General features: G+C 68.6%; 24 protein-coding genes. 11 read left to right on the plus strand and 13 right to left on the minus strand.

Going from position 1 to position 18677, the window contains the following annotated elements; translation table 11 throughout:
• The first annotated feature begins 140 nt into the window (after window positions 1-140).
• From ACWGIG_RS03290 to ACWGIG_RS03300, 3 genes are all read left to right on the plus strand, one after another.
• Window positions 141-818, plus strand: coding sequence for an RNA polymerase sigma factor (locus tag ACWGIG_RS03290; protein WP_453319779.1), 678 nt, complete (start codon window positions 141-143; stop codon window positions 816-818).
• Window positions 819-1237: 419 nt separating this feature from the next.
• Window positions 1238-1630: a hypothetical protein gene (locus tag ACWGIG_RS03295; RefSeq protein WP_453319780.1), complete on the plus strand. Its 393-nt coding sequence runs from the start codon at window positions 1238-1240 to the stop codon at window positions 1628-1630.
• 355 nt (window positions 1631-1985) lie between these two features.
• Window positions 1986-2924 carry a helix-turn-helix domain-containing protein gene (locus ACWGIG_RS03300; protein ID WP_453319781.1) on the plus strand — a complete coding sequence of 313 codons (939 nt, stop codon included), beginning with the start codon at window positions 1986-1988 and terminating at the stop codon, window positions 2922-2924.
• 22 nt (window positions 2925-2946) lie between these two features.
• Here ACWGIG_RS03300 and ACWGIG_RS03305 read toward each other — a convergent pair whose 3' ends face one another.
• From ACWGIG_RS03305 to ACWGIG_RS03315, 3 genes are all read right to left on the minus strand, one after another.
• Window positions 2947-3597, minus strand: a complete 651-nt coding sequence (locus tag ACWGIG_RS03305) for a dihydrofolate reductase family protein (protein ID WP_453319782.1) — start codon at window positions 3595-3597, stop codon at window positions 2947-2949.
• A gap of 74 nt (window positions 3598-3671) precedes the next feature.
• On the minus strand, window positions 3672-3956 hold the full coding sequence (locus ACWGIG_RS03310) for a hypothetical protein (RefSeq protein WP_453319783.1): 285 nt from the start codon (window positions 3954-3956) through the stop codon (window positions 3672-3674).
• An 83-nt stretch (window positions 3957-4039) separates the two neighbouring features.
• Window positions 4040-4468 (minus strand): ATP-binding protein, encoded by a 429-nt coding sequence (locus tag ACWGIG_RS03315; RefSeq protein WP_453319784.1) that lies wholly within the window; start codon window positions 4466-4468, stop codon window positions 4040-4042.
• A 126-nt stretch (window positions 4469-4594) separates the two neighbouring features.
• Here ACWGIG_RS03315 and ACWGIG_RS03320 point away from each other — a divergent pair, with 126 nt between their 5' ends.
• The 4 genes from ACWGIG_RS03320 (at window position 4595) to ACWGIG_RS03335 (ending at window position 7260) form a co-directional block, all read left to right on the plus strand.
• Window positions 4595-5461: a helix-turn-helix domain-containing protein gene (locus ACWGIG_RS03320; RefSeq protein WP_453319785.1), complete on the plus strand. Its 867-nt coding sequence runs from the start codon at window positions 4595-4597 to the stop codon at window positions 5459-5461.
• Entirely contained in the window at window positions 5458-5703 is a 246-nt protein-coding gene (locus ACWGIG_RS03325; RefSeq protein WP_453319786.1) for a DUF397 domain-containing protein, read from the plus strand. Before ACWGIG_RS03320 ends, ACWGIG_RS03325 begins: the two co-directional genes overlap by 4 nt.
• 110 nt (window positions 5704-5813) lie before the next feature.
• Entirely contained in the window at window positions 5814-7016 is a 1203-nt protein-coding gene (locus ACWGIG_RS03330; RefSeq protein ID WP_453319787.1) for a cytochrome P450, read from the plus strand.
• A gap of 40 nt (window positions 7017-7056) precedes the next feature.
• Entirely contained in the window at window positions 7057-7260 is a 204-nt protein-coding gene (locus tag ACWGIG_RS03335) for a ferredoxin (protein ID WP_453319788.1), read from the plus strand.
• 274 nt (window positions 7261-7534) lie between these two features.
• On the opposite strand, the gene ACWGIG_RS03340 is transcribed toward ACWGIG_RS03335, so the two are convergent.
• From ACWGIG_RS03340 to ACWGIG_RS03360, 5 genes are all read right to left on the minus strand, one after another.
• Entirely contained in the window at window positions 7535-8200 is a 666-nt protein-coding gene (locus ACWGIG_RS03340; protein ID WP_453319789.1) for a TetR/AcrR family transcriptional regulator, read from the minus strand.
• A 187-nt stretch (window positions 8201-8387) separates the two neighbouring features.
• Window positions 8388-9710, minus strand: coding sequence for a dicarboxylate/amino acid:cation symporter (locus ACWGIG_RS03345; protein WP_453319829.1), 1323 nt, complete (start codon window positions 9708-9710; stop codon window positions 8388-8390).
• Window positions 9711-10186: 476 nt separating this feature from the next.
• The gene (locus ACWGIG_RS03350; RefSeq protein WP_453319790.1) at window positions 10187-10489 is read right to left on the minus strand and encodes a DUF4229 domain-containing protein; all 303 of its coding nucleotides are present in this window, start codon (window positions 10487-10489) and stop codon (window positions 10187-10189) included.
• Window positions 10490-10571: 82 nt separating this feature from the next.
• Window positions 10572-11735, minus strand: a complete 1164-nt coding sequence (gene mqnE / locus ACWGIG_RS03355) for an aminofutalosine synthase MqnE (RefSeq protein WP_453319791.1) — start codon at window positions 11733-11735, stop codon at window positions 10572-10574.
• Between the two features lie 56 nt (window positions 11736-11791).
• Window positions 11792-12247, minus strand: coding sequence for an Lrp/AsnC family transcriptional regulator (locus tag ACWGIG_RS03360; RefSeq protein WP_453319830.1), 456 nt, complete (start codon window positions 12245-12247; stop codon window positions 11792-11794).
• A gap of 155 nt (window positions 12248-12402) precedes the next feature.
• On the opposite strand from ACWGIG_RS03360, the gene ACWGIG_RS03365 reads away from it, so the two are divergent.
• On the plus strand, window positions 12403-12543 hold the full coding sequence (locus ACWGIG_RS03365) for a hypothetical protein (RefSeq protein WP_453319834.1): 141 nt from the start codon (window positions 12403-12405) through the stop codon (window positions 12541-12543).
• 20 nt (window positions 12544-12563) lie between these two features.
• On the opposite strand, the gene ACWGIG_RS03370 is transcribed toward ACWGIG_RS03365, so the two are convergent.
• Genes ACWGIG_RS03370 through ACWGIG_RS03380 form a run of 3 tightly spaced genes read right to left on the minus strand, consistent with a single transcriptional unit; the run spans window position 12564 to window position 15651 of the window.
• Window positions 12564-13247, minus strand: coding sequence for a UbiX family flavin prenyltransferase (locus tag ACWGIG_RS03370; protein WP_453319792.1), 684 nt, complete (start codon window positions 13245-13247; stop codon window positions 12564-12566).
• 47 nt (window positions 13248-13294) lie between these two features.
• The gene (gene mqnP, locus ACWGIG_RS03375; RefSeq protein WP_453319793.1) at window positions 13295-14203 is read right to left on the minus strand and encodes a menaquinone biosynthesis prenyltransferase MqnP; all 909 of its coding nucleotides are present in this window, start codon (window positions 14201-14203) and stop codon (window positions 13295-13297) included.
• Window positions 14200-15651: a menaquinone biosynthesis decarboxylase gene (locus ACWGIG_RS03380; RefSeq protein WP_453319794.1), complete on the minus strand. Its 1452-nt coding sequence runs from the start codon at window positions 15649-15651 to the stop codon at window positions 14200-14202. The genes mqnP and ACWGIG_RS03380 overlap by 4 nt, the downstream gene beginning before the upstream one ends.
• Window positions 15652-15749: 98 nt before the next feature.
• Between ACWGIG_RS03380 and ACWGIG_RS03385 the strand changes: the two genes are divergently transcribed.
• A complete protein-coding gene (locus ACWGIG_RS03385) occupies window positions 15750-16172 on the plus strand; it encodes a PLD nuclease N-terminal domain-containing protein (protein ID WP_453319795.1) in 423 nt (140 codons plus the stop codon).
• A gap of 183 nt (window positions 16173-16355) precedes the next feature.
• On the opposite strand, the gene ACWGIG_RS03390 is transcribed toward ACWGIG_RS03385, so the two are convergent.
• Window positions 16356-16937, minus strand: coding sequence for a TetR/AcrR family transcriptional regulator (locus ACWGIG_RS03390; protein ID WP_453319831.1), 582 nt, complete (start codon window positions 16935-16937; stop codon window positions 16356-16358).
• A gap of 98 nt (window positions 16938-17035) precedes the next feature.
• Here ACWGIG_RS03390 and ACWGIG_RS03395 point away from each other — a divergent pair, with 98 nt between their 5' ends.
• Both ACWGIG_RS03395 and ACWGIG_RS03400 read left to right on the plus strand, forming a co-directional pair.
• Window positions 17036-17470, plus strand: a complete 435-nt coding sequence (locus tag ACWGIG_RS03395) for a VOC family protein (protein WP_453319796.1) — start codon at window positions 17036-17038, stop codon at window positions 17468-17470.
• 83 nt (window positions 17471-17553) lie between these two features.
• Window positions 17554-18156, plus strand: coding sequence for a DUF4291 domain-containing protein (locus ACWGIG_RS03400; protein WP_453319797.1), 603 nt, complete (start codon window positions 17554-17556; stop codon window positions 18154-18156).
• Here ACWGIG_RS03400 and ACWGIG_RS03405 read toward each other — a convergent pair.
• On the minus strand, window positions 18153-18668 hold the full coding sequence (locus ACWGIG_RS03405; protein ID WP_453319798.1) for an SRPBCC domain-containing protein: 516 nt from the start codon (window positions 18666-18668) through the stop codon (window positions 18153-18155). The genes ACWGIG_RS03400 and ACWGIG_RS03405 overlap by 4 nt on opposite strands.
• Window positions 18669-18677 lie beyond the last annotated feature (9 nt).

Raw genomic sequence — 18677 nt, forward strand, 5'->3', positions numbered from 1 at the left:
ACTCACGGCCGGGCTGAATCGGGTGGTTCGGGCGCTTTGCGAATTCGCCTTACACGGCACCGACCCCTGTGGTACGAGTAGCCCGCCGTGGAAGCTGTGAACCTCCTGTGCGAGGCACGCGCCCGGCACACATGGGCACGATGACCAGTGCCAGCGGCCGTGAAGAGGAACGTGTGTCCGTCAGTGAGAACCACCTGGATTCGGATACGGAGGCAGATGCGGAAGCGGAAGCGGAAGTCGAAGCAAGGTCGGATCTGACTGCGGCTGTTGAATGCGCCCGGGGTGGGGATCAGGACGGTTTCTCGGTGCTCTTCCGGCTCGTACAGCCGAAGTTGCTGGGGTACTTGCAGACCATGGTCGGCGACGATGCGGAAGACGTCGCTTCCGATGCCTGGTTGCAAATCAGCAGGGATATAGGGGAGTTCAAGGGGGACGGTTGCGCCTTTCGGGGCTGGGTTCGCGCCGTGGCCCGAAATAGGGCCATCGACCATCTGCGGCGGGTGCGCAGCAGGCCCCAGGGGGTGTCCTGGGAGGTCTGCGGGATTGAGGCGGCGCCCTCCGTGCGGGATTCGGCGGAGGTGGTGATGGATTCCCTCGCGACCGCGTGCGTGATGTCGCTGATTCGCCGCCTGCCGGCCGATCAGGGCGAGGCCGTGCTGCTGCGGGTGCTCGTCGGGCTGGACAGCCCGGAGGCCGGGCGCGTGCTCGGGAAGCAGGCGGGGGCGGTGCGGATGGCCGCCCACCGGGGACTGCGGGGACTGGCGGGCCAGTTGGGCGGCGTCGGGTGCGAGCCCAAGGCTGCCACCAGAGCCGCGTGAGAGACCGCCTCCCACCGCCCCCGCACCGCTTCCCACCACCCCGCCTCCACCGCCCCGCACCGCTTCCACCATGAATTCTTCATTACGGCCGCCGGTGAAAACCGGCGGCCGTTTCGCATGTACCGCATGTATGGGACATGCGGGAAATTCGGCGTGTACACCGTCAAGGACGTCAACGCACCGAAAAGAGGGGCAAGTTGTGGGCGTAGACGAATGAGAAAGCCGGAAGGTTGTACGTGCCGTGGAAATTGAGTGCGTGAGAAGGGCCACGGGGAGAAGGTGTGACGATTGCGGGGTGGGAGCCGCTTGGGTGAGTGGGGAGTGCAGGCCTTACCCCGCCGAATGAATGCGCACCGAGGGGGAGGGTGGAAGCCGTGGCCGCTGGCGTCAGGCAGAAGCGGAGACCGGGAGCCGTGGACATGCGGCACATTGCTCAGGGATATGTGGAGCGGGTGACGATGGGGAATCGGCTGCCGCTGGATTTCTCCGTGAAGAGTCTGCGGATCGTGGACTTTCTGATCGACGAGTTGCGGAACGGCGAAGGCGGAACGGATCAGGCCGACCTCGGGCGGAACCTGTTCGGGCTCGGCGCGTACGTGGGCGAAGTCCTCGTACGGAACGCGGGCTCGAAGTGGGTCGATCTCGGCGAGCCCGAGCGGGACTACTTCCAGCAGCGCGTCGGCATGCGGATGGCGGACGGAATGCTGCGGAGCCCGCTCAGCAAGGTGGCCAACCGGTACGAGGTCGGCCCCGAGGAGTCCCTTGAGCTCTACTACCTGACGCTGCCGGGCCGGGTCCGGGCTGCGGCCTGAGCAGGGCCGAGCAGGGCAGGGCCCGCCCCAGGTCTCTTCCCGCAGGTCACCGCCGGATCGACGGAACCACGTCCGGGTAAAGGGCGACGCTAAACACTTAACCACTCACACCAAGAAATCCCAGCCCGACCGCCGTTGATACCTGCGGGAGGTTGCACGCAGGGTGAGTCACTCGTTCGGGTGGTTGCATCAATTCGAGTGTGGTGTAAGGGAGTTGGCGCGCTAGGGTCCTCCACAGATCCTCAAGGGAGCCGCCACCCGGCTCCCCGCACAACTCCACATACGAAAAGCGGCCTCAGACCGGGACGGCAATCCCGGCCGAGGCCTCTCCACTCAGGAAGAAAGCACCTTCCCCATGGATGACACGTACCTTAGCGCGCCCGGGTCCGTCCCCGTAGGCGTGCAGCACGTCAAATACCGGCATCTCGACCGGTTCACCGTGGTCGGCAATCACCTTGCCCAGAACCGCAATCTCTCCCTCGTCGCCATCGGCCTCGGCGTCTTCATCCAGTCCCTTCCCGACGGCTTCCGCATCGGCATCAAAGAGCTGGCCAGGGACTTCGACGAGGGCGAGCGGCGCATCTCCTCCGCCCTGCGGGAGCTGGAGGACGAGGGCTATCTGGAGCGCAGGCGGGTGCGGCGGGGGCGGGGGCGGTTCGCCACGCTGACCAGGTTCTTCGAGCATCCGGCCGCCCGCGTGCGGGCGAGTATCGACATTGACGCGGGGCCGGAGCCCGAGCCCGAGCCCGGCTCAGCACCAGGCTCAGCCCCAGGCCCACTGGCCGAGGACGGTTCGCCGACCGGAGCGTCCGGAGCGACCCGAGCGATCTCCATCCGGGGCAGGTCCATCGAACTCCCGCTCCCCACCCCCCGGTTGCCCGTCTCCGACGTCCGCCGGCAGATGGCCTGCGAGCTGCTCGCCGGGCTGGTGCAGTACGACCGGCGGCTCCTGCTGCCGGGGGTGGACGTGCTCCGGCTCGCGCCCGCCGTCTGCGCCTGGATGGAGCGGGGCATCACGGCGGACGAAGTACGGACCACCCTGCTCCGCAGCATGCCGGACAGCGCCGTCCCGCACCCCGCCGGGTTCGTACGGTGGCGGCTCGCCGAGCTGCTGCCCTTCGAGACGCCGACGCGGACCCGCTCCCCCTACCGCTCGCGACCGGCCGTCGAGCCGCCGGTCCCCTTCCAGAACTGCGACGAGTGCGGACTCGCCTTCCGGACGAAGGTGCCGGGGCTCTGCCGGGGCTGCCGGGCCACCGCCACCGCCACTCTCCACGCGCTGTGCATGCCCTGAACTCCCGTACAGGGAAGCCTGGTTACTTGCGCCAGAACACGTGGTGGGTGATCCCGCTCGCGCTCGGCACGACCTCCAGGTGGAACCGGTCGCGCAGCTCGTCGGGCGACTCCCAGAGCCGCACCCCGGCGCCGAGCTTCACCGGCGAGACCGCCACGTGGAGCGTGTCGACCAGATCGGCTTCGAGGAACTCACGGATGGTCGTCGCCCCGCCGCCGAGCCGTACGTCCTTGCCCTGCGCCTCTTCCTTCGCCCGCGCGAGGACGCTCGCCGGGTCGCCGTCGGTGAAGTGGAAGGTGGTGTCGGAGAGCGTGAAGGAGGGCCGCAGGTGGTGCGTCATCACGAACACCGGCGTGTGGAAGGGCGGTTCGTCGCCCCACCAGCCCTGCCAGTCGTGGTTCTGCCAGGGGCCGCGCTGCGGGCCGAACTTGTTGCGGCCCATGATCTCGGCGCCGATGTTGTGCGAGAAGTCGCGCGTGAAGTAGTCGTCCAGGCCGCGGCTGCCCCCGGGGTCGGTCCTATTCGGCCAGCTCGCCGTGGCCCCCGCCCACGCCATCAACTCCCCCGGATCGGCGTGCCCGAACGGCCTCTCCAGGGTCTGGTTCTCACCGGCCCCGAATCCGTCGCGCGAAACGACGAAGTTCTGGACCTTCAGCAGTTGTGGGCGGCTCATCCGCTTCTCCTCGTGTGGGGCGTGTGGGGTCCTGCACGGTCAACAGAAGGTATGACCGTTCCGAACGGCCAAACTCATCGCTGTCCCTTGGCCGCCGCCATTCGGACCAGGGAAGCAATCACTGCGGGCGCCACCGCGACCACCACCACGAGGATCACCACCAGGGTGGGATCCGGGCCGGTGTAGTCGCTGCGCACCTCCTGGTTCGAGGCGTACAGCGCCGCCACCGCCACCAGAAGCACCGACACCCCCAGCACGAACGCACCAAGACCCCGACGGGCGGACGGGCTGCGCAGCGGCAGCAGCGCGATCAGCAGCCAGATCACCGCGACGCCTATCCCGAGGACTCCGATGCCCATGGCCCACCTTCACTCTCACCTCAACTGCCCCCAGAATAAGAGCAGTTGACGATCTCACGGGCGTCCCGCCCTGTCACCTCTTCTCACCGATACGGCGTCCCCGGCCAGGGAAGTTCCGCCCAGACCGTCTTTCCGGGGTCGCGCTCCGTGACCCCCCAACGCGCCGCCAGCTCCTCCACCAGCAGCAGGCCGAGACCGCCCTCCTCGCCCGGGGCGAGCGGCTGCGGCGTCGGCCGGCGCTCGCCGCGCGCGTCCGAGACCTCGATGCGGAGTACGTCACCGAGGACCAGCCGCATCGAGAAGTCGCGGCCCGGGAGGTGGCCGTGCAGTACGGCGTTCGCGGCCAGCTCCGCGACGATCGAGACGACGGCGTCGGAGAAGTCGCACCCGTACGGGACGCCCCACTCCTGCATCTGCTGCTGCGCGAGCAGCCGGGCGAGGCGGGCGCCACGACGGGTGGAGGAGAGAAGCTGCTCGAACTCGGCGGCGAGGGTCGGGATTTCACTGTTCATGTGACAGAGCGTGGTCGGTCCGACCTACTCTGAACAGGAGCGACTCGGCGACTGTGGGTAGTTGTACGGGTGCGTGACGTACGTGGTACGGCCAGTCGGACGTGACTCAGAAGGCGGCACCGAGTGATGCAGAAGCCGGAGCAGGAAGCGACCCCCGAGACCCCTTCCCAGGAGGACGGCACCGCGCATCTGTTCAGCGCGCTCGGCAAGCAGATCAAGGCGTTGCGGGAGTATCGGGGCCTGAAGCAGACGGAGTTGGCGACCATGGTCAACTTCGGCGCGGACCTGATCTCGGCGATCGAGCGGGGCGTACGGACGCCGCAGCCGGAGTTCTTGGACGTGGTGGACGATGCGCTGGGCGCGCACGGGACGTTCAAGGCGGCCATCCCGGATGTGATCGAGGCGCTGAAGAAGAATCGGACCCGGCACCCGGACTGGTTCCGCAACTACGCCAATCTGGAGGCCCAGAGCGTCGAGATCTTCGACTACAGCACCATGGCCGTGCCGGGCCTGCTCCAGACCGAGAGCTACGCACGAGCCGTGTTCACCGATCGCAGGCCCTTGCTGAGCGAGGAGACCATCGAGAAGCGCGTGGCGGACCGCTTGGACCGGCAGAAGATCTTTGAGAAGTGGCCCGCACCAAGCGGAAGCTTCATCATCGAGGAGTCGGTGCTCACACGGCCGATCGGCGGCCCGGATGTGCACCGGACGCAGCTGACGCACCTACTGAAGCTGAGCAGAATGCGCACCGTGGAGATCCAGGTCATGCTGCACAGTGTTACTGAACACCCAAGCCTGGGCGGCTCGTTCATCCTGCTGACGCCAAAGGGGCGCCCACAGGTGGCCTACACCGAGACCTACGGCCACCCACGGTTGATGATCGACAGAGAAGAGGTCCGCCTCTACGCAGACCGCTATGCGATCATGCGGACACTGGCGCGTGACCCCGACGAATCCCGGGCCATCATCGAGAAGCTACTTGGAGAGCGATGAACAGCGTTCGACTCGACTGGTTCAAGAGCAGCTACAGCGATGGCGAAGGCGGCGCGTGCCTCGAAGTCGCCTTCGACTGGCGGAAGTCGAGCTACAGCAGCGGCGAAGGCGGCCAATGCATCGAAATCGCCGCCCACCCCACCACCATCCACGTCCGTGACTCCAAACTCTCCGACGCCAGCCCCGTGTTCGGCGTCTCCCCCACCGCGTGGGCGGACTTCGTCTCGTACGCCCGCCGCTGAGGGCATGAGGGTTACCCCTTTGGCCGAACATTGCGTAGACGTGTAGATGCCTCGGGCATCTAGTGGGAAGTGATCGGTAGAGGTCCCTCCATTTCCCTGTGAGGTAGTCCATGACTGAGTCGCATGTGACCAAGACACCCGTCGTCTTCCCGCAGAACCGCACCTGTCCGTACGCCCCTCCGCCCGGCTACGACCCGGTGCGCGCCTCGGGGCAGCCCGTCACCCGGGTCGAGATCTACGACGGGACCGAGGTGTGGATGGTCAGCGGGCTCGCGGAGGCGCGGTCGCTGCTCGCCGACCAGCGGCTGTCGTCGAACCGGGAACGGCCGGAGTTCCCCGTGTTCCAGCGGCGGCTGGAGGGAATCGAGCGGCGACGCGTGGAGCTGCTCGGGGTCGACGATCCCGAACACAACGTACAGCGGCGGAAGTTGATCCCCGGCTTCACGCTGAAGCGGACGGCGGGGCTGCGGCCCGCGATCCAGGAGACCGTGGACCGGCTGCTCGACGCGATGGAGGCGCAGCCGGAGGCGACGGCCGACCTGGTGAGTGCGTTCGCGCTGCCGGTGCCCTCGATCGTCATCTGTGCGCTGCTCGGGGTGCCGTACGAGGACCACGACTTCTTCGAGGGCCAGACGCGGCAGTTGCTGCGGGGGGAGGGACGGAAGGAGGTCGAGGCGGCGCGGGACGCGTTGGACGCCTATTTCTACGATCTGGTTGAGCGGAAACGAGCCCGGGAGAGCGGACTGCCGGTCGGGCTGCTCGACGACATGGTCGCCGTGTTCGAGGACACGGACGAACTGGTCAGCCTCGCGGGGATCCTGCTCATCGCGGGGCACGAGACGACCGCGAACATGATCTCGCTCGGGGTGTACACGCTGCTGGAACACCCGGAGCAGCTCGCCAGGTTCCGGGAGAACCCGGACGGTGTGCCCGCCGCCTGCGAGGAACTGCTGCGGTACCTGTCGATCGCGGACGGGATGTCGCGGCTGGCGCTGGAGGACATCGAGATCGGCGGGGTGACGATCAGGGCCGGGGAAGCGGTGATCCTGTCGACGTCGCTGATCAACCGGGACCCGGCGGTGTACGAGGCGCCGGACGAGCTGGACGTGACGCGCGGGGAACGGCACTTGGCGTTCGGGTTCGGGATCCACCAGTGCCTGGGGCAGAACCTTGCGCGGGCGGAGATGGAGATCGCGCTGAGCACGCTGTTCGCGCGGCTGCCGGGGCTTCGGCTGGCGGTGCCGGCGGCGGAGATCCCGTGCAAGCCGGGGGACACGATCCAGGGCATGGTCGAGCTGCCGGTGGCGTGGTGAGGTCGGCATGAGGAGAGGAGAGGCTGAGGTGGGTTCTCGTATGAGCATCGCGATCGACACGGACGTCTGCATCGGGGCCGGACAGTGCGTCATGACCGCACCGACCGTCTTCACGCAGGACGACGACGGAATCTCGGAGTTGCTGCCGGGGATGGCGGACGGGGGCGGAAGCCCGCTGGTGAAGGAGGCGGCGAGGGCCTGCCCGGTGTCGGCGATCACGGTGCGGGAGGAGGGGGAGGAGTAGCGGCGGCGGCTTGTGCGTCCGCGGCTGCGCGTCGGGGCCGCATTCAGGGGCGCGGGGCTGTACGGGACATGCGGCTCCGCCGCGTGGGCGCGACCCGCCACGACGCACCCGCACGACGCGGACCCGCCACCCTGCACCAGGCAGCCCGCACGACGCGCACCCGCTACCCTGCCTGCGCCCAGCAGCCCGCACGACGCAGACCCGCCGCCCTGCGCCCAGCAGCCCGCACGACGCAGACCCGCCGCCCTGCGCCCAGCAGCCCGCACAGCGCGGATCAGCGGTGCTGGGGCGGTGGGGTCCAGCTGTCGCCCTGCATGAGGTTCCCCAGACCCGCCCAGGCGAAGTTCATGAGGGTGGCGGCGGCTTCCCTGGCACAGACGCCCGGGGTGTCGTTCGCCCAGTCCGCGAGGGACTCGGCCGCGCCGACCAGGGCCTGGGCGAGGCCGGCGACCTCGCGGTCCGGGAGGTCCGGGTTGCCGCGGGCCTCGCGGGCGGCGTCGCCGATCAGATGCGTCACGAAGGCGGTGATCTCCTCGCGCATCGCGGCGACCTCGGCGGCGAACGGCTCGCCGTGCGTACGCGCCTGGTGATGCAGGACGGACCAGCCGTCGGGATGCTCCGCGGTGTGCGTGAAGAACGCGGTGAGCCCCTCCCAGAGCTGGCGGTCGGCCGGGGCATCGACCGCCACCCCGGCCTGCACGGCCTCGACGAGGGCCTTGGATTCGCGCCGTATGCAGGCGGTGAACAGCTCGTCCTTCGAGTTCAGATACAGATACACCAGCGGCTTGGACACCCCCGCCACCTCGGCGATCTGATCCATCGAAGCGGCCCGGTACCCGAGCCTGGCGAAACTCTGCACGGCAGCGTCCACCATCTGCCGCTCCCGCACGGCACGCGGCATCCGCTTGACCTTTGCCGTACCCCGGTCCGCCCCCGCCATGGTCCTGTCCCCTTCGCCCCACCGCATATGCCACCCCGGTCCCCGCAAGCCTACGGCGCCTGCGAGGCACCGCCCGCCCCCACGACGGGAACCGGCAGACGCGAAGGGCCCCGGCCGAGGTGCTCGGCCGGGGCCCTTCCGTGGGTGGTGCAGGTGGTGCAGGTGGTGCGGGTGGTGCAGGCGGTGCTTACGCGGGGACCGGCACGCGTTCCTTGGACGACTCGACGTCCGCGTCCGCGACGACGTCCGCGTCCGGCTTCGACTCGTAGTCGTCCAGCGGGGACGACGACGCCGAGTTGTACGCGTCGTGGTCGAGGATCTTCTCGCGGGCCGAGACGATCACCGGAACCACGACCTGGCCCGCGACGTTCGTCGCGGTGCGCATCATGTCCAGGATCGGGTCGATCGCCATCAGGAGACCGACGCCCTCCAGGGGCAGGCCCAGGGTGGAGAGGGTCAGGGTCAGCATGACCGTCGCGCCGGTGAGGCCTGCCGTGGCGGCCGAGCCGATCACCGAGACGAAGGCGATCAGGATGTACTCCTTGATGCCCAGTTGCACGTCGAAGATCTGCGCGATGAAGATCGCGGCCAGCGCCGGGTAGATCGCGGCGCAACCGTCCATCTTGGTGGTGGAGCCGAAGGGGACGGCGAAGGACGCATAGGCCTTCGGGACGCCCAGGCGCTCGGTGACCCGCTGGGTGACCGGCATCGTGCCGACCGAGGAGCGGGAGACGAAGGCCAGCTGGATGGCCGGCCAGGCGCCCTTGAAGAACTGGATCGGGCTGACCTTGGCGACCGTGGCCAGGAGCAGCGGGTAGACGCCGAAGAGGACCAGGGCGCAACCGACGTAGATGTCGATCGTGAAGGTCGCGTACTTGCCGATCAGGTCCCAGCCGTACTCCGCGATGGCGTGGCCGATGAGGCCGACGGTGCCGATCGGGGCGAGGCGGATGACCCACCACAGGGCCTTCTGGAGCAGCTCCAGGACCGAGTTGGAGAGGGTCAGGATCGGCTTGGCCTTTTCGCCGAGGGCGAGGGCCGCGATGCCCGCGACGACGGCCAGGAAGACGATCTGGAGGACTTCCAGGTCCTTGAACGGCGTGATGATGTCCGTCGGGATGATCCCGGTGAGGAAGTCGATCCAGGAGCCCGCGTTCTTGGGCTTCGCGCCGTCGGCCTCGGTGAGTCCTGTACCGGCGCCCGGGTTGGTGAGCAGGCCGATGACCAGGCCGATCGCGACCGCGATCAGCGAGGTGATCATGAACCAGAGCAGGGTGCGGGTGGCCAGCCTGGCCGCGTTCTGCACCTGGCGGAGGTTGGTGATCGAGACGAGGATCGCGAAGAAGACCAGCGGGGCGACGGCCAGCTTCAGCAACTGGACGAAGAGGTCACCGACGGTGTCGAGGGTGGTGGCCAGCCAGCCGATGTCCTGGCTCTGGGCCAGCCAGCCGAGGAGCGCACCCAGGACGAGACCGCCGAGGATCTGCGCCCAGAACGGGATCTTCGATATGGGGTTCTTCTTCTTGGGCTTCGCGGACTGCTGATCAGTCTGCTCGGCCTTCTGCGCGGGAGACTTCTGCGCGGGGGACGCGGACACGGACACACTCCGGTGAAGGAAGCTGCGGAAGGCAGGAGAGGGGAGAAGAGGGTCGCTGGCTGAGAGCTTCAGAGCTTCAGACGGAGCGGCGACACGCGGCCGAGACACGGCGGCAGAGATCGACATCGAGGCGCGCCACGAGCGGAACGCTCATGGGGTTGCGAGGCGCGGCGGATGTCGTCATGTCGAACACGTTAACACTTGTACTTTGAGAACATCAAAGGTTTTCTTTGGGGCAGGGTGGGGCGGGTGCTGAGCAGGCACGGCAGTGGCGGGATGAAAAACGGGCGGCGCCCCGGTAGTTGAGCCAGTGGCTCGGCTACCGGGGCGCCGTCGAATGTGATGCGGCTTACACCGCCGTCGCGTGGAGGCGTGAAGGCGTGAAGGCCCTACGCGAGGTCCTCCTGCTTGCGGTTGGCTTCCAGGCGGGACTTCGTCTCGTCGACCTTGGCCACGATCCGCTCGGACATCTCGTCGCGCTGCTTGCGGAGCAGCACGAAGCTGAGCGGCGCCGAGACGACGATGGCGAGGAGCAGCACCCACATGACGTTCGAGACGCCGCCGAGGCCGGACGGCAGTACGCGCAGGCTGACCAGGCCCCAGATCACCGCGAAGCAGGCGGCGAAAACGCCCAGGCGCATGGCGGAGTAGCGGAGCGTGGCGTTCTTGGTGCTCACGGCCTTCGTGCTCACGGCAGGACCTTCTTCTCAGCGGTGACCTTATGGGGGCACTGTCCAGTCAAGCACAGGCCCAAAATGATCGGGTCGGGGGTGGTCAGACGCGCATCGCCTGCGGGCTCTCGCGGCGGGCCGCGTCCGGGCCCTCGTACTCCTTGATGATCTCGTAGCGCGTGTTCCGCTCGACCGGGCGGAAGCCGGCGTCGCGGATGAGCTCCAGGAGGTCTTCGCGGCCGAGCTTGTTCGGGGTGCCGTAGTCGTCCGCGTCGTGCGTGATCTTGTACTCGACGACCGAGCCGTCCATGTCGTCCGCGCCGTGCTGGAGGGCGAGCTGGGCGGTCTGCACGCCGTGCATGACCCAGAAGACCTTGACGTGCGGGACGTTGTCGAAGAGCAGGCGGGAGACAGCGAAGGTCTTGAGCGCCTCGGCGCCGGTCGCCATGGTCGTCCGCGCCTGGAGCTTGTTGCGGACCTTGCCGTCCTTCATGTCCACGAAGTCGTGCTGGTAGCGCAGCGGGATGAAGACCTGGAAGCCGTTCGTCTCGTCCTGCATCTCGCGCAGGCGCAGGACGTGGTCGACGCGGTGGCGGGGCTCCTCGATGTGGCCGTACAGCATCGTGGCCGGGGTCTTGAGGCCCTTCTCGTGGGCGAGGCGGTGGATCCGCGACCAGTCCTCCCAGTGGGTGTTGTGGTCGACGATGTGCTGCCTCACCTCCCAGTCGAAGATCTCGGCGCCGCCGCCGGTGAGGGACTCCAGTCCCGCCTCGATCAGCTCGTCGAGGATCTCGGAGGCGGAGAGGCCCGAGATCGTCTCGAAGTGGTGGATCTCGGTGGCCGTGAACGCCTTGAGGGAGACCTGCGGGAGGGCTTCCTTGAGGGCGGAGAGGGAGCGCGGGTAGTAGCGCCACGGGAGGGTCGGGTGCAGGCCGTTGACGATGTGGAGTTCGGTGAGGTTCTCGTTCTCCATCGCCTTGGCGAGGCGGACGGCCTCCTCGATGCGCATCGTGTACGCGTCCTTCTCGCCCGGCTTGCGCTGGAACGAGCAGTAGGCGCAGGACGCGGTGCACACGTTCGTCATGTTGAGGTGACGGTTGACGTTGAAGTGGACGACGTCACCGTTCTTGCGCATGCGCACCTCGTGGGCGAGACCGCCCAGCCAGGCCAGGTCGTCCGACTCGTAGAGCGCGATGCCGTCCTCGCGGCTCAGCCGCTCCCCGGCCCGGACCTTCTGCTCCAGTTCGCGCTTGAGTCCCGCGTCCATACCCGGCCGCCTCCCATGTCTTCGTACGTACAAAAAACCCTCCACCAACCGTACGCCTACACCTCTTCCGGCAGTCCCCCGACCCGGTTCTCCCACTTGGTGGAGAGCACGATGGTGGTGCGGGTGCGGGAGACGCCGCGGGTGCCGCTGAGGCGGCGGATGGTGCGTTCCAGACCGTCCACGTCGCCCGCGCGGATCTTGAGCATGTACGAGTCGTCGCCCGCGATGAACCAGCAGTCCTCGATCTCCTCCAGGTCCTTCAGCCTGCGGGCCACGTCCTCGTGGTCGGCGGCGTCGGAGAGCGAGATGCCGATGAGGGCGGTGACGCCGAGGCCGAGCGACTTGGCGTCGACGGTGGCGCGGTAGCCGGTGATGACACCCGCCGATTCGAGGCGGTTGATGCGGTCGGTGACGCTCGGGCCCGAGAGGCCGACGAGGCGTCCCAGCTCGGCGTACGAGGCCCTGCCGTTCTCCCGAAGGGCCTGGATGAGCTGCCTGTCCACGGCGTCCATATGCCTGAAGCCTTCCATTGTTCAGCGATACCGCGAGTTTACGTATAGAATCTAAGGCACAGGGACTGAATCCCCTGTAGATCTTTCACCAGATCCAAGAAAAACTTTCAGAACATCCGGTTCTGACCTTGTAGCTCCCAGGAGAGTGACCCACCGTGTACACGTCCGAGATGGCCTACGCCCGTATGCGCGAGCTTCAGGAACTGGCCAACCGCTCGCGTGCTCACAAGCCCTCCGCCTCCGCCGCCACCGTGCGCGGCCTCAAGGCCCGTCTGAAGCGCTCCAAGCAGGGCTGACCTCCACCCCTTCCACCGATCTACGGGTTGCGGGAGCCTCTGTTGAGCTCTCCCTCCCACCGGCGGTACAAGCCGTGCGGCACTCCTGCCGCGTCGAGCACCCGCCCCGCGACGAAGTCCACCAGATCCTGGATGTGCGTCGCACCCGCATAGAACGCAGGAGAGGCGGGCAGCACCACGGCGCCCGCCTCGTCCAGCGTCACCAGATGCTTCAGCGTCTGCCCGTTCAGCGGTGTCTCGCGCACCGCCACCACCAGCTTCCGCCGCTCCTTGAGCGTCACGCTCGCGGCCCGCTGCAGCAGGTCCTTCGACAGTCCCAGCGCCACTCCGGCGACACTCGCCGTCGAGGCCGGGACGATGAGCATGCCCTTCACCGCGTACGAGCCCGAGGACGGGCCGGCGGCGAGATCGCCCGCGCTCCAGTGCCGCACGCCGGACAGGTCCAGGTCCTGGAAGGTGTCCGGCTTGCCGTCGGCGCCCCTGCCCAGCCAGGTCGCGAGGTCCTCGCGCCAGTGGCTGTCGCGGTACGCGATGCCCGTCTCGTCGAGGATCGTCAGCCGTGACGCCCGGCTGACGACGAGGTCGACGTCCTCCCCCGCGGCGAGCAGACCGCGCAGCACGGCGGCGGCGTACGGAGTTCCGGAGGCGCCCGACACCCCTACCACCCAGGGGATTCGGCTACGTTCCACGGCGGGCTCAGTCATGGGCGGAGCTTATCGGGGGCCGGATCGCACCGACCCGGCAAGGTGAGTCAGACGGTCAGGCCCCGGACCAGCAGGTCGAGCAGTGCGCACACGAAGAGCGCGATCCCGATGAAACCGTTGACCTGGAAGAACGCCCTGTTCAGACGGGACAGGTCGTGCGGGCGGACGATTCGGTGCTCGTACACGAAGGCCGCCGCGACGATCACCATGCCGGCCCAGAAGAAGAGCCCGGCGTCCGTGCGCACCCCGTACCAGACCAGCAGGGCCGTGGTGATCACGTGGCAGACGCGGGCCCCGTGCAGGGCCGCCGGGATGCCGAAGCGGGCCGGGACCGACTTCACGCCGTGCGCGCGGTCGGCCTGGACGTCCTGTGCGCCGAAGATCAGGTCGAAGCCGCCGATCCAGATGCCGACGGCGACGCCGAGTACGACCGCGTCGCCCGACCAGGTGCCGGTGACGGCGAGCCAGGCACCGACCGGGCCCATCGCCTGGGCCAGGCCGAGGATGGCGTGCGGGAAGTTCGTGAAGCGCTTGCCGTAGGGGTAGACCACCATCGGGATCACGGCGACGGGGGCCAGGGCCAGGCAGAGCGGGTTGAGCAGCGCCGCCGCGCCGAGGAAGACGACGAGGGCGATGCCCGCGCCGGTCCAGGCGGACTTCACGCTGACCGCGCCCGTGACGATCTCGCGGTTCGCGGTGCGCGGGTTGCGGGCGTCGATCTCGCGGTCGATGATCCGGTTCGCCGCCATGGCGAAGGTCCGCAGACCGACCATCGCGAGGGTCACCAGGAGGAGCTTGCCCCAGTGGATGTTCTTGTCCAGCTGGAACATGGCCGTGAGGGCGGCGATGTAGGCGAAGGGCAGCGCGAAGACCGAGTGCTCGATGAGCACGAGGTTGAGGAACGCCCTGACCTTGCCGGGCTGCGGCTGCGGGATTGCTGCTGCGGCGCTGCTCACAGTCCGTATTCCTTCCAGCGGCGGTCCACTTTGGCCGCCGTCGCCGGGTCCGACTCGACCATGTTCGGCCAGCCGCCGTCCCGGGTGTAGCCCTCCTCGGGCAGCTTCTTCGTGGCGTCGACGCCCGCCTTGCCGCCCCAGTACTGCTGGTACGAGGCGTGGTCGAGGTGGTCGACCGGGCCCTCGACGACGGTGAGGTCGCGGGAGTAGTCGACGTTCCCGAAGGCCCGCCAGGCGACCTCGTGGTAGTTCCGTACGTCGCAGTCGGAGTCGACGACCACGATCAGCTTCTCCAGGGACAGCATGTGCGCGCCCCAGATCGCCGACATCACCTTCTGCGCGTGCTTCGGGTACTTCTTGTCGATCGACACGATGATGCAGTTGTGGAAGCCGCCCGCCTCGGGGAGGTGGTAGTCCACGATGTCCGGCACGATGATCTTGAGGAGCGGCAGGAAGAAGCTCTCCGTCGCCCGGCCCAGCGGCCCGTCCTCCGTCGGCGGGCGGCCGACGACGATCGACTGGAGCAGCGGGCGCCTGCGCATGGTGATCGTGTCGATCGTCAGCGCGGGGAAGTCCTCCTGCGGCGTGTAGAAGCCGGTGTGGTCGCCGAAGGGGCCCTCGGGGAGCATCTTCCCGGGCTCCAGCCAGCCTTCGAGTACGACCTCGGCGTGCGCGGGGACCTGGAGTGGAACGGTTTTGCAGTCGACCATCTCGACGCGCCTGCCCTGGAGGAAACCGGCGAAGAGGTACTCGTCGATGTCGCCGGGCAGCGGGGCGGTGGACGCGTACGTCACGGCGGGCGGGGCGCCGAAGGCGATGGCGACCGGCAGCCGCTCGCCCCTCCTGGCCGCGACCTGGTAGTGGTTGCGGCTGTCCTTGTGGATCTGCCAGTGCATGCCGATGGTGCGCTTGTCGTGGCGCTGGAGGCGGTAGAGACCCAGATTGCGGATCCCGGACTCGGGGTCCTTGGTGTGGGTCAGCCCCAGGTTGAAGAAGGAACCGCCGTCCTCGGGCCAGGTGAAGAGCGCCGGGAGCTTGTCGAGGTCCACGTCGTCGCCGGTCAGGACGACCTCCTGGACCGGCGCGTCCTTGATCTTCTTCGGCGGTACGTGGGCGACGGAGCCCAGCTTCGCGAAGGCGTCCTTCACTCCCATGAAGCCCTGCGGCAGCTCCGGCTTCAGCAGACCGCCGATCTGCGCGCTGATCTCGTCGTACGACTTCAGGCCGAGCGCCTTGAGGAGGCGGCGGTCCGTCCCGAAGACGTTCATCGCGAGGGGCATCGAGGACCCCTTCACCTTCTCGAAGAGGAGGGCCGGGCCGCCCGCTTTGTTCACGCGGTCGACGATCTCCCCTACTTCCAGGTAAGGGTCGACTTCCGCCTTGATGCGCTTGAGGTCGCCCTCGCGCTCCAGAGCACGGAGGAACGAGCGAAGATCGTCGTAAGCCATGCCGTCCAGTATCGGACACCGACTACCCTTGGGCCCTCACCGGGGCCGCCAGTACGGCTCCTCTGACGCTGCTTACGCTCCCAGGGGGAAGCCACTCCATGCTCAGGGCACTGATGTTCATCCTGCCGCTGGCGCTGACGATCTACGCGTTCATCGACTGCCTGAACACCCCCGAGGAAGAGACCAAGCACCTGCCGAAGGTCGCCTGGGTCTTCATCATCCTGCTGTTCTGGGTCGTTGGCCCGATCGTGTGGCTCGTGGCGGGCAAGAACCGGCACGCCGTCCAGGGCGGCGGCGGCCCCTCCGACCGGTACCGGGGCAGGCGCACCCAGTGGGTCGCCCCCGACGACAACCCCGAGTTCCTGAAGTCCATCAAGGACGAGCAGAAGAAGGACGAGAACAAGACGGACGAGTCGCTCCTCAAGGACTGGGAGGCGGACCTGCGCCGCCGCGAGGAAGAACTGAAGCCGCGCGGCGAGGACGGTCCGGAGACGGACGACCCCAAGGACCCGGGAAAGTAGCCGGAACCTCCGCGCGGCCCGGTCCGGGTCCGGGTGGTCCGCTCCGGGTCCGGGTGGTCCGGTCCGGGTGGTCCGGTCCGGGTCCGGGTGGCCCGGGTCCGGGTGGTCCGGACGCCGCCCGGACCCTGACCGACCCGCCCGGCCTCCAGCGGCCCTGCCGGGCGCAGGCCCCCCGTCAGCCCTTCAGCCCCGGGTGCGCAGGCCTGCCAGCAGGCGGTCGAGGGTCTGTTCCGCGGCGTGCGGGTCCCCTCCCCTGGCGATCCAGAGCGCGGCCTCGTTCATCGCGCCCGAGAGCAGCCTGGCCAGGGGTTCCACCGGCTGATCTTCGATGGTCCCGGCCTCGGCGAGCACGGTCAGGGCCTCCGCGAGGTGCCGTCCGGAGGACTCCTCGTCCAGGGCCCGCCACTCTTCCCAGCCGAGCACGGCCGGCGCGTCGACCAGCAGGATCTGCCGTACGGCCGGGTCGGTCCCGGCCGCCAGGAAGGCCCGGCAGCCGGCCCTGAGCTGCTCCCACAGGTCCTCGTGCCGCTCGGCCTCCGTCGCGACCCGCTCGCCCAGCTCTCCCTGCACCTCGGCGACGACGGCCCGGAAGAGCCCCGCCTTGCTGTCGAAGTGGTGGTAGGCGGCCCCCTTGGTGACCCCGGCGGACTGCGCCACCTCGGCCAGCACCACCTGGTGGTACCCGTCGGCGGCGAACCGGCGCCGCCCCTCGGCCAGCAGCGCCTGCCGCGTGGCCGCCCGCTGTTCCGCCCGGTTGACCGCCATGGTGCGCACCGCCCTTTCCATTTCGCGTACCCGAGGTATGCTAACGCCATGATTCACATACCCCAGGTATGCGAAATGGACACGGAAGGGCTCCTCCCATGACCGCCTCCACCACCAAGCTCGGCGGCTTCTACCCGGTGCTCGCCTCCCGGGACGTGGCCGCCGCCCGCGACTTCTACACCCGCCACCTCGGGTTCGAGGTGACCTTCGAGGCGGACTGGTACGTGAGCCTGCGCCGCCCCGACGCCCCGCAGTACGAACTGGCCCTCCTCGACCACTCCCACCCGACCCTCCCCGAGGGCCACCGGGCCGCGCTCACGGGCGGCCTGCTGCTGAACTTCGAGGTGAACGACGTGGACGCCGAGCACCGGCGGCTGGTGACAGAGGCAGGCCTCCTCGAACTGCTGCCCCTGCGCACGGAGGAGTTCGGGCAGCGGCACTTCATCGTGGCCGCTCCGGACGGGGTACTGATCGACGTCATCACGGTCGTCCCGCCCAGCGAGGAATTCGCGGCGCAGTACACGGGTGCCTGATCCCGCCTCCCCCTCCCCGGTCCCTGCTGCGCACCGCCGATATCCGCTGGCCCATTGCCGCGCCGTGCGCCAGGCTCTGCGGCATGCCATCCGAGGACGTACCACAGCGTCAGATACGTGCGCTGCACGGCGCAGAGACCGTCACCGTCTACCAGGCGTACTCGCCCGCGATCGGGCTGCCCGCCGTGCGGGACGGGAAGTTCCCGTGGAACTGGAAGCGGGACCGGATGACGTGGATCAAGCCGTCGTACCTGTGGATGGCGTACCGCAGCGGCTGGGCGTCGAAGCCCGACCAGGAGGTCGTACTGGCCGTGGAGATCCGCCGCGAGGGCTTCGACTGGGCGTTGCGGAACGCGGTCCTCTCCCACTACGACCGCAAGCTGCACCCCGGCCAGGCAGCCTGGAAGCGGGAGTTGAGGTCCTCCCCGGTCCGTGTCCAATGGGATCCGGAACGCGACGTCCGACTCCGGCCGCTCCCCTACCGCTCGCTCCAGCTCGGCCTGTCCGGCGAGGCGGTCGAGCGGTACGCGGACGAGTGGATCGTCGGGATCCGGACCGTCTCACCGCTGATGCGCACCATGGGCGACCAGGTGAGGGAGGGGCGGTCGGACCACGCGGCACTGCTGCTGCCGGTGGAGTCGCCGTATCCGGTGCCGCAGGGCGGCCTCCGGCACCTGGGGGCCTAAGCCTGTTCCGCGTAGTCCGCCAGGAGTTCCTCGTAGCGGTCGAGGGACCAGGTCGACCAGTCGTAGGGGGTGCCTGCGAGGGCCGCCGCCAGGAGCTCGAAGTGGACGTGCCAGCCCGCGAGGCGGCTGTTGCGGTCGGCTTCGTCGAGGGCGCGGATCTCGTTGGTGAAGCGCAGGACGGTGGCTGTCGGGCCGTTGGGTTCCAGGTGGAAGCGGGCGCGGCCGTTGACGGTCATCGTGTACTCCGCCACCCGGCCCGGGTCCCAGGCCGTGATGCGGCCCTCCTCGGTCCTCCGCGCGCCCGCGTACCGCCAGGTGAAGGTGGTCGGGGAGCCGAGGTGCGGGTCCCACGGGTCGGGGACCGCGAGCCACTGGCCGAGGCCCGCCGGGGTGGCGACCGCCGCCCAGACGTGGTCCAGGGGGTGCGGCAGCGGCAGTTCGTAGCGGAGGAACCAGGCGCCGGGGCGCGGTTCGGCCTTGCCGTGGGGGAGGGAGGGCGTCGCCGTCGTCATACGGAACAG

It is taken from the genome of Streptomyces sp. NPDC054863, assembly GCF_053610825.1.